Below are 13,850 nucleotides of genomic sequence, written 5' to 3' on the forward strand. Positions count from 1 at the left end.
GCACCCTCGCCGGCCATACCGGGCACGGGAAATTCCGAAAAAATGCCCGGGATTTCTCTGCCAGTGCAGTCAGCGCAACCTCAACGCAGGTTCATTTGGCAGAGCGGATCAGGGCGTATTGGGCCCATTCTCCGCGCCGGTACAGCACATTGATGGGCTTGCTCTTGTCCACCTTGGCGAGGGCCGCCTCGAAATCCTTGACGCCGCCGATTTCGGTGTTGGCGATGGAAAGGATGATGTCGCCTTCGCGCAGACCGGCACGGGCAGCGGCATCGGTGGCAGCATTCACCACCACGCCACCTCGGATCTTCAGTTCTTTCTTTTGCGCGTCGGTCAGAGGGCTCACTGACAATCCCACCAGCTGTGCGGCCGCCGAGGCCTTGGGCTTTTCTTCCCGCTCGGCGGTTTTGCTGGCCGGCTTGTCGCTGTCGATCTCCGCGATGGTGATGCCCAGGTCCTTGGCGCTGCCACGGCGAAACACCGTGACCGTGCTTTTCGTTCCAGGCTTGGTATTGCCCACCATGCGTGGAAGATCCGCGAGCTTGTCGATCGGCTTGCCGTCAAACCGGGTAATGATGTCGCCGGCCTCGATGCCCGCCTTGTCGGCCGGAGAACCCGCCTCCACGCCCGTCACCAGGGCTCCCGATGCCTTGCCAAGGCCGATGGATTCAGCAACATCCTTGGTGACCTGCCCCACCTGGACGCCAATGCGCCCGCGCGTGACCCGGCCCGTTGCACGCAACTGATCGCTCACGCGGATGGCCTCGTCCATGGGAATGGCAAACGAGATGCCCATGAACCCCCCCGACCGCGAATAGATCTGGCTGTTGATCCCCACCACCTCGCCGCGCATGTTGATCAGCGGCCCGCCCGAGTTGCCGGGGTTGATGGCCACGTCGGTCTGGATGAATGGGAGGTAATCCCCCGTGTCCCGCTGCTTGGCGCTCACGATACCGGCAGTGACCGTGCTCTCCAGGCCAAACGGCGAACCGATCGCCATCACCCATTCGCCCACCTTCAGGCGGCTGACATCCCCCACCTTCACGGCGGGAAGCCCGGTGGCTTCGATCTTGACCACGGCCACATCGGTGCGCTTGTCAGCCCCCACGATCTTGGCCTTGAACTCCCGCTTGTCGGTCAGGGTGACGATGACCTCATCAGCACCGTCCACCACATGCGCATTGGTCATCACATAACCGTCGGCAGTGAGAATGAATCCCGACCCAACGCCCCGAGGCTGCTCCTCTTCAGGCTGAGGGCGCTGGGGACGCTGCTGCCGTGGCATGTTGGGAATGGGCACGCCAAACCGCTTGAAGAACTCCAGCATGTCCTCATCCATGCCGTTCGTGTTGGCGCGGGCCGACACCTTCTCGGAAGTCCGGATATTCACCACCGAAGGCCCCACCTGCTCCACCAGTTCGGTGAAGTCCGGCAAGCCGCGCGACACAGCAGCTTGCGCATGGGCTGCACCATGGGGCACAGCCACCAGACTTGCCGCCCCCATCAGCACGCCTGCCAGTGCATAGGAGTGCAGCCTTTTCCAATCGATCCTGAGCATCATCGACCTTTCTTCAATTATGGCAATCGTTACGAACAGCGCTTGTATAACAGTGGAGGAAACCAGAGTGACTTGGTTCCCCGCACCGCACGCTCCGTCCTTTCCAACAGGTCCTGTTCCGGCGCTGTCAGTGCGATGCCCCTGGTTTCGGGCAATGGCGGGAACGGGCCGGACGCACCACGAATGTCCTGGTGGACAATTTTTGACAGGGGCAGAAGGTGCGCTCCACCGCATTGCGACACCTCCCCTGGCGAACAGGATCACGCCGCCAGGGTATCAGCGGGCAGGCGCCTCAAAAGTGGCATTGCGAAGGAACCCTGCAGGCATCTGCAATGCAGAGGTGTTTCCAAATTGCCGGTGTGCGGCCAGCAGCTCATCCAGCCGCGGATCGCGAATCATGACCTGTTGCCCATCGTTTCCCGCGACGGAAACCACGGGTGCCACCGGCTGGGCTGGCGCTGGGGCTGCGGCCAGCTGTGCGCCAGAAGATGGCGTCCCTTGCAGCCCTGCCAAAGAACTCCAGCCAATAGCCACCACAGCAGCCAACGAGGCGAATCCAGCCGCCATCTTCCAGCGGAACACCGATGCATTGGCGGCAACCGCCGTTTCTGCGCGCACGACCTGCTCCACCGCAGGTGCGGCTTCGGGCAGACGCCCGTGCATGGGCTCTTGCGCCAACTGCTCTCGAACGCGCATCACCATCGAATGATTGCCCTGCTGGTGCAGCGCCAGCTCTGGAGAACGCAGGACATCCCCCACCAGTTGGTAGAGCTGCCAGGTGGCCTGGCCCTCGGCCTGCGCAGCGAACTCCAAGGCCTGCGCCAACTCGTCGCCCTGTAATTGCCCGTCGGCCAACGCCGACAACTGTTCGCGATTCATCCAATCTGTGGTCATAGCATCACCTGCCCATCTCGTCCTTAACCCAAGCACCCGCGCTTGCACGCGAATCCCAAAGAAACTGCATCACCAGCGCTTGCCCGACTGGTTCTCCAGCAACGGGCGCACGCGCGCAGAAATCGCCTCGCGCGCCCGAAAAATCCGTGACCGCACTGTTCCGATGGGGCATTCCATCGCTGCGGCGATCTCTTCGTACGTCAAGCCTTCTATCTCACGCAAGGTCACGGCCTGCCGCAGATCCTCCGGCAAAGCCTCCATGGCCGCATTCACAGCCGCCGCAATTTCCTGGGCCGCAAGAATGGTTTCGGGCGTTTCTTCGGAAGTTAGTTCGTGTCCCAGGCGGGAAGTTTCATCTTCTTCGTCACTGCCCCGCAGGGCGTTTTCCGAGATGACAGGATTGCGCTTCATGTCCATCAGCGCCTTTTTGGCGGTGTTCACGGCAATCCGGTACAGCCAGGTATAGAACTGCGCATCGCCCCGAAACTGGTGCAGTGCCCGGTAGGCGCGGATGAAGGTTTCCTGGGCGATATCGGGGACGAGGTCAGAATCCCGCACCATGCGGCCAATCAGGCGCTCAATGCGCCTCTGGTATTTGATGACCAGCAATTCGTAGGCACGCTGGTCACCCGCAACCGTACGTTCCACCAGTTGGAGGTCGCTGTCTGCGGGGGCGGTGGGGAGTGTTACGGTCATTGTCACTTTGAATTTACGCGTCCGTGCGGCGCGCTGCGGCAGGTTCACCAGCCCCTGGGGCATCCGGCCTGGGGCGCGAATATACCGCACGCCGCAGATCGCCCCATCGGTCGGGAACGCTCTGGCGTTCAAGCCACAACCAGGTGCTGCGTCCATCGGGGCCATCCAGGCAAACCCAGAGTTGACTCTGGAGATCCAGCCGCACCCAGAGGACTCCCTCCAGTGGATGCGCCGGCTTGCCCCGCTGGTCGATCTCCAGGCGCCATTGCAAACCGTCCCACTGCAGCAGCCCGCGAACGCGGTGCCGCCAGAAATGCCATATCGAACCAGCAGCGTACAACCAGAAAAAAATGGCCACGGACAGCCGCACTACCGAGTGACCAGCCCCCTGCAGGAGCCAGTTCAACAAAGCAGCACCGCCCACACCCAGCAGGGCCAGCAACCCCCAAAGCAACACCAGCCCCCGTCCAACGGGGTATTGAACCGGTGGTGCAGAAAAATGGGACGAAGCGCGGCGCATGGTCAGCGCCACTCGACGGGATACGGGCAAGCAAACCGGCCCTGCGGACGGGCCGCGGCATGGCAGACCGCCACGTTCAAGGCTGTCACCAGCAAGGCCTGGCGACCGCAAGCGGCATCAAAAGCGCTTGAAGACCAGCGTGCCGTTGGTTCCGCCAAAGCCAAAGTTGTTCTTGACGGCCACGTCCATCCGCATGTCACGCGCCGTGTTCGCGCAAAAGTCCAGGTCGCATTCGGGATCCTGGTTGAAGAGGTTGATCGTCGGCGGCACCTTCTGGTGGTGCAACGCCAGCACGGTGAACACACTTTCAATCCCGCCCGCGCCACCGAGCAGGTGGCCCGTCATGGACTTGGTGGAGCTGACCACGGTCTTGTAGGCATGTGCACCCAAGGCCGCCTTGATGGCGTTGGTCTCGTTGAGATCGCCCAGCGGTGTGGACGTGCCATGCGCGTTGAGATAGTCCACCTGATCAGGGTTGATACCCGCATTGTGCATGGCGCTCAGCATGGCGCGGCGTGGACCGTCCATGTTGGGAGCGGTCATGTGACCGGCATCGGCACTCATGCCGAAGCCGCTCAGTTCGGCATAGATTTTGGCTCCGCGCGCCTTGGCATGCTCGTACTCTTCGAGCACCATGACACCGGCGCCCTCGCCCAGCACAAAACCGTCACGGTCTTTGTCCCAGGGGCGCGAAGCCGTCTGGGGGTCGTCGTTGCGCGTGGAAAGTGCACGCATGGCCGCAAAGCCACCCACGCCCAGGGGCGACACGGTAGCCTCGGTGCCACCTGCCACGGCCACGTCGGCATCGCCGTATTCGATCATGCGACCCGCCTGGCCAATGCAGTGCAGGCCCGTGGTGCAGGCGGTCACCACCGACAGATTGGGTCCCTTGAAGCCAAACCGCATGGAAACATGCCCTGCCACCATGTTGATGATGGAAGCGGGCACAAAAAATGGGGTGATGCGCCGAGGTCCCCGGCTGGCCAGCTCGGCATGGGTGTTCTCGATCAGCGGCAGGCCGCCGATACCCGAGCCGATCACGCAGGCGATGCGTGTGGCCAGGTCGTCGTGCAGCGCCTCCCCTGTGGGCAAGCCTGCATCCTGCACCGCCTGGGCCGCCGCAGCGATGCCGAAATGGATGAAAGCGTCCATCGCGCGCGCATCCTTGGCGCTGATGTACGACTCCAGATCAAATCCCTTGACCTCGCCTGCAATCTTGCAGGCAAAGTTCGACGTATCGAACTTGGTGATGAGATCAATGCCGGACTTGCCGGCCAGGACGTTGGCCCAGGAATCCGCCACCGTGTTACCCACGGGACTGACACACCCCAGGCCGGTCACGACAACGCGACGACGGCTCATGCGTAAAACCTTCTGCTGATCGCTCAAGTCAGGCGCTGAAAGCCCGCTCAGGCCTTCTGGTGGGTGTTGGCGTAGTCGATGGCGTTCTGCACCGTCGTGATCTTCTCTGCATCTTCGTCAGGGATCTCGATGCCGAATTCGTCTTCGAGTGCCATCACGAGTTCGACGGTATCCAGGGAGTCAGCGCCGAGGTCGGCCACAAAGGCTTTCTCGTTGGTGACCTGGGACTCTTCAACGCCGAGTTGTTCAGCAATGATTTTTTTGACGCGTGCTTCGATATCGCTCATGGTTTCCCTCTGGGGGTTGTGAATAGATCCGCGATTCTAGCCGCTTGAGGAAAGCCCCCAAGTCAACCCGTCGCACGGATGAACCGACGTTAACTCTCAATAATTACATGTACATGCCGCCATTGACGTGCAATTCCTGCCCCGTCACATAGCCCGCCTCGCGCGATGCCAGGTAGGCGACCGCATGGGCGATGTCGGCAGGCTTGCCCATGCAGCCCAACGGGATCTGTGCGTTGAGGGCTTTTTGCTGCTCTTCGGGCAGGCTGGCCGTCATGTCGGTTGCTATGAAACCCGGTGCCACGCAGTTGACCGTGATGCTGCGGCTGCCCAGTTCGCGGGCCAGTGCACGCGTCATGCCGGCCACACCGGCCTTGGCCGCCGCATAGTTGGCCTGGCCCGGGTTGCCCGATGCACCCACCACGCTCGTGATGCTGATGATGCGCCCGAAGCGCTGCTTCATCATGGGACGAATGGCGGCACGGCTCACGCGGAAGACCGCCTTGAGATTGGTGTCCAGCACGGCGTCCCAGTCGTCATCCTTCATGCGCATGGCCAGGGTATCGCGCGTGATGCCGGCATTGTTCACCAGCACATGCAGGCCGCCCTGCTGCTTGACGATGGAGTCCATCAGCGCCTCGATGGCCGCGCCATCGTTGACGTTCAGATTGGCGCCCCGGCAGCCCGGGTAGGCCGACAGGGCCTGGCTGATGCGCCCGGCGCCTTCATCGGTGGTGGCTGTGCCCACCACCTGGTAGCCGCGCGCGGCAAGCTCCAACGCAATCGCCGCGCCAATGCCGCGCGATGCGCCGGTCACCAGCGCCACTTGCGCTTCAGATGCAGATTGCGTCATGCCAACAACTCCCGGGTTTCGGCCAATGTAGCCGGATCAAACAGTGCCGCGCCGACCAGTTCGGGGTCGATGCGCTTGGTCAGGCCCGCCAGCACCTTGCCGGGGCCGCATTCGATGAGATGGGTGATGCCGCGTGCCTTGAGCGCCTGCACGCACTCGACCCAGCGCACCGGGCCGAAGGCCTGGCGGTACAGCGCATCCCGGATGGCATCCGCGTCTTGTTGCACGGCCACGTCCACATTGTTGAGCACCGGAATCTGCGGAGCGCCCAACACCACATCGGCCAGCGCCATGCGCAGCTTCTCTGCAGCAGGCTTCATCAGGCTGGAATGGAACGGCGCCGACACGGGCAGTGGCAACGCACGCTTGGCACCCGCCGCCTTGAGCAGTTCGCAGGCCTTGTCGACACCCGCCTTGGTGCCCGCGATCACGGTCTGGACCGGATCGTTGAAATTCACGGCTTCGACCACTTCTGCCGATCCCGCACCAAAGGATGCCGCCGCCTCGGAGCAACCAGCGATGACACGGGCGGCCTCCATGCCCAGAATGGCCGCCATGGCCCCCGTGCCTACCGGCACGGCTTCCTGCATGGCTGCAGCGCGCAGACGCACCAGCGGTGCCGCCTGCGCCAGCGTCAGTACGCCCGCAGCCACCAGCGCCGAATACTCACCCAGCGAATGCCCGGCCACGGCCAGCGGCGTGGCTCCGCCCTCGGCGCGCCAGACGCGCCACGCGGCCACCCCGGCCACCAGCATGACCGGCTGCGTGTTGGTCGTCAGGGCCAGCGCCTCCTTGGGGCCCTCATGAATCAACCGTCCCAGGTCTTCACCCAGGGCATCGGAGGCTTCTTGAAGCGTCTGGGCCACCACCGGGTGATCGCCCCAGGCGTCCAGCATGCCCACGGACTGCGAGCCCTGCCCCGGAAAGACAAATGCAAAAGATTTCATACCACCAGATGTTTATAAGACATATGCCTCAAGCGATTACCCATCATGCGCAAGCAGCTACAACTTCAGGAGCACCGCACCCCAGGTGAAACCGCCCCCCACGCCTTCGAGCAGCAGGGTCTCGCCCTTCTGGACCTGGCCCGTGCGCACCGCATGGTCCAGCGCCAGAGGAATGGAGGCCGCAGACGTGTTGCCATGCTGGTCCACCGTCACCACCACCTTGTCCATGGACAGCTTCAGTTTCCGGGCCGTGCTTTGCATGATGCGGATATTGGCCTGGTGCGGAATCAGCCAGTCGATGTCGGCATCGGTCAGGTTCGCCTTGGCCAGGGTGGCGCGGGCAGCTTTGTCCAGCACGCCCACCGCCAGCTTGAACACGGCCTGGCCGTCCATCTTCAAGAGCGGATGGCCCAGCACCTCGCCGCCCGAGACGCCGCCCGGCACACACAGAATATCGACATACCGGCCATCGGCATGGAGTTCGCTGGCCAGGATGCCGGGCGTCTCCGACGCCTCCAGCACCACCGCGCCCGCGCCATCGCCAAACAGCACACAGGTCGTGCGGTCCTTGAAATCCAGAATGCGGCTGAAGACCTCGGCGCCCACCACCAGCGCACGCCTGGCGGCTCCGCTCTGGATCATGGCATCGGCCACCGTGAGGGCATAGACAAAGCCGCTGCACACGGCCTGGACGTCAAACGCAGGGCAACCGTTGGCACCCAGCTTGTTTTGCAATATGCAGGCCGTCGAGGGGAACACCATGTCCGGCGTGGAGGTGGCAACGATGATCAGGTCGATGTCCTGCGGCTGGCAGCCGGCAGCCTCCAGGGCCTTGCGCGCAGCCTCCAGGGCCAGATCGCTGCTGGTCACGTCGGGGGCGGCGAAGTGGCGCGCCCGGATTCCGGTGCGCTCCACGATCCATTCGTCAGAGGTCTGGATACCGCTCTGTGCCAGTTCGGCCACCAGATCGGCGTTGGTCACGCGGCGCGGCGGCAGGTAGCTGCCGGTGCCGGTAATGCGGGAATAGCGTCTCATCAATGTGTTGTCGCCGCGGCACCGGGCATTGGCTGGGCATTGGCGGGCGCCAGCAGGGGCGCCGCATGCGCAATCCGGGTCCGGACACGATCGAGCAGGTTGTTGCGGGCTGCATCATACGCCCGGTTCAACGCCTGCTCGAAGGCCATGACATCAGCCGAGCCGTGGCTCTTGAACACCAGCCCCCGCAGGCCCAACAGCGCCGCGCCGTTGTAGCGGCGGTAATCGATGCGCTTCATCAGCGCTTTCAGCACGGGATAGGCGACGATGGCAGCAGCTTTCGTCAAAATGCTGCGCGAAAACTCCTGTTTGAGCCCGCCCACCACCATGGTTGCCACACCTTCGGCGGACTTCAGTGCCACGTTGCCCACAAAACCGTCGCACACCACGATGTCCACGGTTCCCTTGAAGATGTCGTTGCCCTCGACATTGCCATAAAAATTCAGATCACCCGAATTGGCAGCAGATCGAAGCAATTCACCCGCTTTCTTGATGACTTCACTGCCCTTGATGATCTCTTCACCAATATTGAGCAGGCCCACGGTCGGCTCATCGGCATCTTTCAGCACGGAGACCAGCGCAGAGCCCATGACAGCAAACTGCAGCAGGTGTTCGGCCGAGCAGTCCACATTGGCCCCCAGGTCGAGCACCGTGGTAGCGCCGCCCTGGGCATTGGGCATCTGGGTGGCGATGGCCGGACGGTCTATGCCATCGAGCGTCTTGAGGATGTAGCGGGCAATGGCCATCAAGGCCCCCGTATTGCCGGCGGAAACCGCAGCGGCCGCCGTGCCGTCCTTCACCTGCTGGATGGCAACGCGCATGGACGAGTCCTTCTTGCGGCGCAGTGCAATCTCCACCGGGTCGTCCATGGCGACCACTTCGGAAGCCGGCACCACGGTGGCTCGCTCATGCGAGAACGACTGCAGACTGTCCTTCAGACCGACCAGCAGCAGATGGGCATCAGGATGATGTTGGAGGAACTGACGGCACGCCGCGAGCGTGACGCGGGGGCCATGGTCGCCCCCCATGCAGTCAACAGCCAGTGTGATCATGGGCGACTTGTCCGGCCAGCAAGGCTGGTCGAAAGATAAATGCAGTGGTCAAAACAAAGGCCCGTGCTACAGCAAGAGTAGCAACGGGCCTTGCGGGGAAGGCTGATGTCAGGCTTCAGATTTGTTCTTCAGCACCTGGCGACCACGGTAGAAGCCGTTGGGGCTGATGTGGTGGCGCAGATGGGTTTCACCGGTGGTCGGTTCCACGGCAATGCCCGGCACGTTCAGGGCATTGTGCGAGCGGTGCATGCCGCGCTTGGAAGGGGACTTTTTGTTTTGCTGAACGGCCATGATGGCTCCTGGTCTTGAATAGGGTTGGTAAAAACGCGATCAGCCCATTAAAGACACGAGGGGATTCGCGTGAAGCCCTCGATTATATCCCAAACGCCAATTATTGTCCCTTTTCTTCTTTGCGCAGGCTCGCCAGCGCAGCAAAGGGATTGGGTTTTTCGGCGCTGGCGGCCTCGAAATCGTCGTCGCTGGAGGCCAGCGGCACGGCCGTTGGGCATTCATCGTGCCGCGGCACCACGGGCAGGGCCATCAGCAGTTCATCCTCGATGAGCTCGCGCAGGTCGAACTCGCGGCTCAGTGCCAGCAGATCCTCCTCGCTCTCGTCGTCCAGCGCCTCGGCCGTGGCCTCATCGGCCACGAAGCGAAAGGAGCGCTCCACAGCCAGGGGCACATCCACCGGCGTCAGGCACCGCTGGCACTCCATGGGAAAGGTCGCCTGCACCTGCACATGCAGCCACACCTGCACGATTCCACCCAGTGCGGTGCGCAACTCGCCAGTGGCCGTCCAGTCCACGCGCAGATCAGGGTGCAGGCTCTTGGCCTCCTGGGACAGCCGCTCGTATTTCAGCAGCGAATCGTGCCCGGACAGCTGCCCGCCCGCCTGCGCGAAAGCCTTGACATCGAGCCGGTCGGGGGAGAATTCCTTGGTCATGGCGGCAGTGTAAGAGAATCGGCCGATGCATCCATCCCACACCCCGCAACGCCCACTGGTATTGGGCTCGACATCGCGCTACCGCCATGGGCTGCTGTCGCGGCTGAACCTGCCTTTCACGGTGACAGCCCCCGCAGTGGACGAAACCCCGCTGACCGCCGAAACACCCCGCGCCCTGGCCTTGCGCCTGGCACTGGCCAAGGCCCACGCAGTGGCCCGCCAGCACCCGCAGGCGGTGGTGATCGGCTCCGACCAGGTGGCCGACCTGGGCGGCCACCCGCTGGGCAAGCCAGGCACGCACGAACGAGCGGTGGCCCAGCTGCGCCAGATGCGCGGCCAGACCGTGATCTTTCAGACAGCCGTGGCCGTGGTCTGCGCCGCCACCGGGTTCGAGCAGGTGGACCTGGCGCCGGTCGAGGTGCGCTTTCGCCAGTTGTCGGACGATGAAATCGAGCGCTACCTGCGCGCCGAAGAGCCCTACGACTGCGCGGGCAGCGCCAAGAGCGAAGGCCTGGGCATTGCGCTGCTTGACGCCATCGTGAACGACGATCCCACCGCCCTGATCGGCCTGCCGCTGATCCGCACCTGCCGCATGCTGCGCGCCGCGGGCCTGGTGTTGCCATGAGCACGCGCCCCACGCCCCCGGCAGACACGCCTGCCTACACCGCCACCAACGGCACGCTGTACCTGGTGCCCGCGCCGCTCGACTTCGGCTGCGACACCCAGGCGCCCCTGCAGGACGCCCTGCCCGACGGCACCCTGAAAACGGCCGCCCGCCTGACGCACTGGATCTGCGAAAACGCCAAGAGCACGCGCGCCTACCTCAAGCGCATCGAGCCCCTGCACCCGCTGGCCGCCTCGCTGCAACAGCAAACCATCACCGAGCTGCCGCGCGAAGTCCACAAGAAAGGCGACCACGGCGCCAAGGGCTCGGCCCCGTTCGACGCCCGGCCGTTGCTGGCCGCAGCCCTGGTGGGGCATGACATGGGCCTGATCAGCGAAGCGGGCATGCCCGCCGTGGCGGACCCGGGCTCGTCCGTGGTGCGCGCGGCGCACGACCTGGGCATTCCGGTGGTGCCGCTGGTGGGCCCCGTCTCGCTGCTGCTGGCGCTGGCCGCCAGCGGCCTGAACGGCCAGAATTTCGCCTTTACCGGCTACCTGCCGCAAGACGCGCAGGAGCGCATCCAGCGCATCCGCGAGCTGGAATCGCTGGCACTCAAGACGGGGCAGACGCAGCTCTTCATCGAAACACCTTACCGCAACGCGGCGCTCTGGCAGGCCCTGGTGCAGACGCTGCAGCCGCACACCCGGCTGGCACTGGCAGGGGGGCTGACACTGCCCCAGGTGCAGATCCGCAGCCAGCTGGTGCGCCAGTGGCGCCAGCAGGCCATCCCCATCGACAACCGCACGCCGGTGGTATTTGCCTTCGGCCGTTAGCCGTAGCGGCCCGGGAATACCATCTATTCGATAGCCATCAGCGCTTACAAAATAAGCACTGGAGGCATTTTTCTATCCAATTTTCGGCCCTGCGCCGCCTCCAGGCAAAACCCGGGGCCGCGGCGTTCAATGCAATTGCGGAGCGGCAGTGTTTGCCAGGGCCTTGGCCGCGCCCACGCCCATCGCCGCGCCAAAACGCTTGGCCAGGCGCTCGGCCACATTTTCACGGCGGGTGTAGTCGATGATGTCTTCAGCCTTGACCACTTCGCGCGCCACGAAGTCGAGGCTGCCCAGTTTGTCGGCCAGGCCCATCTCGATGGCCTGCTGGCCCGTCCAGAACAGGCCGCTGAAGGTTTCGGGCGTGGGCTTGAGGCGGTCACCCCGGCCGGCCTTCACGACGCTGATGAATTGCTGATGGATCTGGTCGAGCATGGTGAGGGCGTAGGCACGCTGCTTTTCGGTCTGCGGACTGAACGGATCCAGGAAACCCTTGTTCTCGCCTGCGGTGAGCAGGCGCCGCTCCACGCCCAGTTTCTCCATGGTGCCGGTAAAGCCGAAGCCGTCCATCAGCACGCCGATGCTGCCGACGATGCTGGCCTTGTCGACAAAGATCTCGTCGGCAGCCGCCGCGATGTAGTAAGCGGCCGAGGCGCAGGTCTCTTCCACCACGGCATACACGGGCTTGTTGTGCTTGGCCTTCAGGCGCACGATTTCATCGTTGATCATGCCCGCCTGCACCGGGCTGCCGCCGGGGGAGTTGATCAGCAGCACCAGCGCCTGCGAGCCCTCGTCCTCCAGTGCGCTGCGCATGGCGGCCACCACCAGTTCGGCGCTGGCTTCGGCGCCCGAGGCGATTTCACCCTTGATGTCCACCACCGCCGTGTGGGGCGCCGACTTGCTGGGGCCGCTGGTGCTCTGGTACAGGGCCGCCCAGGCCACCAGCAGCGCCACCAGCAGCCAGGTCAGGCGAAAGAAGATCTTCCATCGGCGGGCGCTGCGCTGTTCGTTGAGGGCAGCGAAGGCCAGTTTTTCCAGCGTGGCACGCTCCCAACCGGGTTCACGCGATGCAGCGCTCACTTTTGCTGCCGAATTTGTAGCTGGTTGCGCCCACAGATCGGTCGCTTGCGCTGGATTTTGCCCAGAACCCGTGGGTTCGGTGCGGGTGGTGTCGGTCATGGGTCAGAACTCAACAGGTTGCAGGTTGTAGGCAGTATGCCAGTGCACCACCCCGTCCACTTCGGACAAGGCGATCTTCACCAGCCCGCCGCGGCAGGGGCCGCCCGCGCAGGCGCCGGTGTCCGGCCGGTAGGCCGCGCCATGGGTGGCGCACAGCAGCCACTGGCCAGTGTCATCAAAAAAACGGTCGGGCTGGTAGTCCATCTCCATGGCCACATGGGTGCAGCGGTTCAGGAAGGCATGGGGCCGCCCCTCGAAGCGGATGGCAAAGGCCCGGCAGGTCTGCCCGGTGTACACCACATCAAAGGGCACGGCCAGGTGGCGCTCCTGCAAATCGGCGCTGCTGCACAGCGCAATGGCGACGGAATCAGCGGTGGTCATGGGCGGCAGACAAGCAAGGATCTCGCAACGGCAGGCCCATCAGGCGTTGGACAGCAGCCAGTCGTGCAGCTCGCGCACCGAGTGGGCCACATGCAAGGGGTTCAGCACCTCAAAGGCTTCGGGCTCGTGGGCGCCGTAACTCACGCCCACGCTGGCGCATCCAGCCGACAGCGCCATCTGCAGGTCGTGGGTGGTGTCGCCGATCATCAGCAGGCGCTCGGGCGCGACATCCAGCTCGGCCATCAGCTCTTGCAGCATCAGGGGATGGGGCTTGCCAGCGGTTTCGTCGGCGGTACGGGAACTGTCGAACACGCCCTTGAGCTGCACCGAGTGCAACGCCTCGTCCAGGCCCCGGCGGCTTTTGCCGGTGGCCACGGCCAGCAGGTGGCCCTGCGCCCGCAGGTCGGCCAGCAGCGGCAGCACGCCGGCAAAAAGGTTCAGGTCGTCCTGGTGCTGCAGGTAGTGGAAACGGTAGCGGTTGCCCAGCTCGGGGTATTTTTCGGGCGGAACATCGGGTGCCGCATGGGCCAGCGCCTGCGTGAGGGCCATCCCGATCACATAGGCGGCCGCCTGGTCGGTGGGCACAGCGCCGCCCACGTCGCGCACCGCCTCCTGGATGCTGCGCACGATGATGGCGGTGGAATCAAACAGGGTGCCATCCCAGTCAAAGGCGATCAGGTCAAAGCGGCGCGGGCGGATGGTAGGGCGCATG

The 13,850-nt window shown here is 64.0% G+C and carries 16 protein-coding genes; 2 read left to right on the forward strand and 14 right to left on the reverse strand.

The window, feature by feature from the left end:
- Window positions 1-91 precede the first annotated feature (91 nt).
- The 11 genes from BLW02_RS04145 to BLW02_RS04200 form a co-directional block, all read right to left on the reverse strand.
- Window positions 92-1,558 carry a DegQ family serine endoprotease gene (locus tag BLW02_RS04145; RefSeq protein ID WP_092697221.1) on the reverse strand — a complete coding sequence of 489 codons (1,467 nt, stop codon included), beginning with the start codon at window positions 1,556-1,558 and terminating at the stop codon, window positions 92-94.
- A 276-nt stretch (window positions 1,559-1,834) separates the two neighbouring features.
- Window positions 1,835-2,452, reverse strand: a complete 618-nt coding sequence (locus tag BLW02_RS04150; protein ID WP_092697148.1) for a sigma-E factor negative regulatory protein — start codon at window positions 2,450-2,452, stop codon at window positions 1,835-1,837.
- A 69-nt stretch (window positions 2,453-2,521) separates the two neighbouring features.
- Complete coding sequence (gene rpoE, locus BLW02_RS04155) at window positions 2,522-3,148, reverse strand: RNA polymerase sigma factor RpoE (protein ID WP_092697222.1); 627 nt, start codon at window positions 3,146-3,148, stop codon at window positions 2,522-2,524.
- Window positions 3,149-3,785: 637 nt separating this feature from the next.
- Window positions 3,786-5,030, reverse strand: coding sequence for a beta-ketoacyl-ACP synthase II (fabF, locus tag BLW02_RS04165; protein ID WP_092697150.1), 1,245 nt, complete (start codon window positions 5,028-5,030; stop codon window positions 3,786-3,788).
- A gap of 47 nt (window positions 5,031-5,077) precedes the next feature.
- Window positions 5,078-5,317 (reverse strand): acyl carrier protein, encoded by a 240-nt coding sequence (acpP, locus tag BLW02_RS04170; RefSeq protein ID WP_003058049.1) that lies wholly within the window; start codon window positions 5,315-5,317, stop codon window positions 5,078-5,080.
- Window positions 5,318-5,420: 103 nt separating this feature from the next.
- Complete coding sequence (gene fabG, locus BLW02_RS04175) at window positions 5,421-6,167, reverse strand: 3-oxoacyl-ACP reductase FabG (protein ID WP_092697151.1); 747 nt, start codon at window positions 6,165-6,167, stop codon at window positions 5,421-5,423.
- Window positions 6,164-7,114 (reverse strand): ACP S-malonyltransferase, encoded by a 951-nt coding sequence (gene fabD, locus BLW02_RS04180; protein WP_092697152.1) that lies wholly within the window; start codon window positions 7,112-7,114, stop codon window positions 6,164-6,166. The genes fabG and fabD overlap by 4 nt, the downstream gene beginning before the upstream one ends.
- Before the next feature lie 57 nt (window positions 7,115-7,171).
- The gene (locus BLW02_RS04185; RefSeq protein WP_092697153.1) at window positions 7,172-8,149 is read right to left on the reverse strand and encodes a beta-ketoacyl-ACP synthase III; all 978 of its coding nucleotides are present in this window, start codon (window positions 8,147-8,149) and stop codon (window positions 7,172-7,174) included.
- Window positions 8,149-9,201 (reverse strand): phosphate acyltransferase PlsX, encoded by a 1,053-nt coding sequence (gene plsX, locus BLW02_RS04190; protein ID WP_092697154.1) that lies wholly within the window; start codon window positions 9,199-9,201, stop codon window positions 8,149-8,151. Before plsX ends, BLW02_RS04185 begins: the two co-directional genes overlap by 1 nt.
- 108 nt (window positions 9,202-9,309) lie before the next feature.
- On the reverse strand, window positions 9,310-9,492 hold the full coding sequence (rpmF, locus tag BLW02_RS04195; RefSeq protein ID WP_005794249.1) for a 50S ribosomal protein L32: 183 nt from the start codon (window positions 9,490-9,492) through the stop codon (window positions 9,310-9,312).
- Window positions 9,493-9,592: 100 nt separating this feature from the next.
- Entirely contained in the window at window positions 9,593-10,144 is a 552-nt protein-coding gene (locus BLW02_RS04200) for a YceD family protein (protein ID WP_026436402.1), read from the reverse strand.
- 25 nt (window positions 10,145-10,169) lie between these two features.
- On the opposite strand from BLW02_RS04200, the gene BLW02_RS04205 reads away from it, so the two are divergent.
- Both BLW02_RS04205 and BLW02_RS04210 read left to right on the forward strand, forming a co-directional pair.
- Window positions 10,170-10,769 (forward strand): Maf family nucleotide pyrophosphatase, encoded by a 600-nt coding sequence (locus tag BLW02_RS04205; RefSeq protein WP_092697155.1) that lies wholly within the window; start codon window positions 10,170-10,172, stop codon window positions 10,767-10,769.
- Window positions 10,766-11,581, forward strand: coding sequence for an SAM-dependent methyltransferase (locus BLW02_RS04210; protein WP_092697156.1), 816 nt, complete (start codon window positions 10,766-10,768; stop codon window positions 11,579-11,581). The genes BLW02_RS04205 and BLW02_RS04210 overlap by 4 nt, the downstream gene beginning before the upstream one ends.
- A gap of 126 nt (window positions 11,582-11,707) precedes the next feature.
- Here BLW02_RS04210 and BLW02_RS04215 read toward each other — a convergent pair whose 3' ends face one another.
- From BLW02_RS04215 to BLW02_RS04225, 3 genes are read right to left on the reverse strand one after another with little or no spacing between them, the layout of a single operon-like run.
- Window positions 11,708-12,757: a S49 family peptidase gene (locus BLW02_RS04215; protein ID WP_092697157.1), complete on the reverse strand. Its 1,050-nt coding sequence runs from the start codon at window positions 12,755-12,757 to the stop codon at window positions 11,708-11,710.
- A gap of 3 nt (window positions 12,758-12,760) precedes the next feature.
- Window positions 12,761-13,138 (reverse strand): Rieske (2Fe-2S) protein, encoded by a 378-nt coding sequence (locus BLW02_RS04220; protein ID WP_092697158.1) that lies wholly within the window; start codon window positions 13,136-13,138, stop codon window positions 12,761-12,763.
- A gap of 39 nt (window positions 13,139-13,177) precedes the next feature.
- Entirely contained in the window at window positions 13,178-13,849 is a 672-nt protein-coding gene (locus tag BLW02_RS04225) for an HAD family hydrolase (RefSeq protein ID WP_092697159.1), read from the reverse strand.
- Window position 13,850: the final 1 nt, after the last annotated feature.

Source organism: Acidovorax soli (genome assembly GCF_900107605.1).
GTDB lineage: Bacteria > Pseudomonadota > Gammaproteobacteria > Burkholderiales > Burkholderiaceae_C > Acidovorax > Acidovorax soli.

Excerpts from the sequence above, each read along its gene's own strand:
- BLW02_RS04145 (WP_092697221.1), bottom strand. The coding sequence starts at position 1,558 with ATGCTCAGGATCGATTGGAAAAGGCTGCACTCCTATGCACTGGCAGGC.
- BLW02_RS04150 (WP_092697148.1), bottom strand. The coding sequence starts at position 2,452 with ATGACCACAGATTGGATGAATCGCGAACAGTTGTCGGCGTTGGCCGAC.
- rpoE (WP_092697222.1), bottom strand. The coding sequence starts at position 3,148 with ATGACCGTAACACTCCCCACCGCCCCCGCAGACAGCGACCTCCAACTG.
- fabF (WP_092697150.1), bottom strand. The coding sequence starts at position 5,030 with ATGAGCCGTCGTCGCGTTGTCGTGACCGGCCTGGGGTGTGTCAGTCCC.
- acpP (WP_003058049.1), bottom strand. The coding sequence starts at position 5,317 with ATGAGCGATATCGAAGCACGCGTCAAAAAAATCATTGCTGAACAACTC.
- fabG (WP_092697151.1), bottom strand. The coding sequence starts at position 6,167 with ATGACGCAATCTGCATCTGAAGCGCAAGTGGCGCTGGTGACCGGCGCA.
- fabD (WP_092697152.1), bottom strand. The coding sequence starts at position 7,114 with ATGAAATCTTTTGCATTTGTCTTTCCGGGGCAGGGCTCGCAGTCCGTG.
- BLW02_RS04185 (WP_092697153.1), bottom strand. The coding sequence starts at position 8,149 with ATGAGACGCTATTCCCGCATTACCGGCACCGGCAGCTACCTGCCGCCG.
- plsX (WP_092697154.1), bottom strand. The coding sequence starts at position 9,201 with ATGATCACACTGGCTGTTGACTGCATGGGGGGCGACCATGGCCCCCGC.
- rpmF (WP_005794249.1), bottom strand. The coding sequence starts at position 9,492 with ATGGCCGTTCAGCAAAACAAAAAGTCCCCTTCCAAGCGCGGCATGCAC.
- BLW02_RS04200 (WP_026436402.1), bottom strand. The coding sequence starts at position 10,144 with ATGACCAAGGAATTCTCCCCCGACCGGCTCGATGTCAAGGCTTTCGCG.
- BLW02_RS04205 (WP_092697155.1), top strand. The coding sequence starts at position 10,170 with ATGCATCCATCCCACACCCCGCAACGCCCACTGGTATTGGGCTCGACA.
- BLW02_RS04210 (WP_092697156.1), top strand. The coding sequence starts at position 10,766 with ATGAGCACGCGCCCCACGCCCCCGGCAGACACGCCTGCCTACACCGCC.
- BLW02_RS04215 (WP_092697157.1), bottom strand. The coding sequence starts at position 12,757 with ATGACCGACACCACCCGCACCGAACCCACGGGTTCTGGGCAAAATCCA.
- BLW02_RS04220 (WP_092697158.1), bottom strand. The coding sequence starts at position 13,138 with ATGACCACCGCTGATTCCGTCGCCATTGCGCTGTGCAGCAGCGCCGAT.
- BLW02_RS04225 (WP_092697159.1), bottom strand. The coding sequence starts at position 13,849 with ATGCGCCCTACCATCCGCCCGCGCCGCTTTGACCTGATCGCCTTTGAC.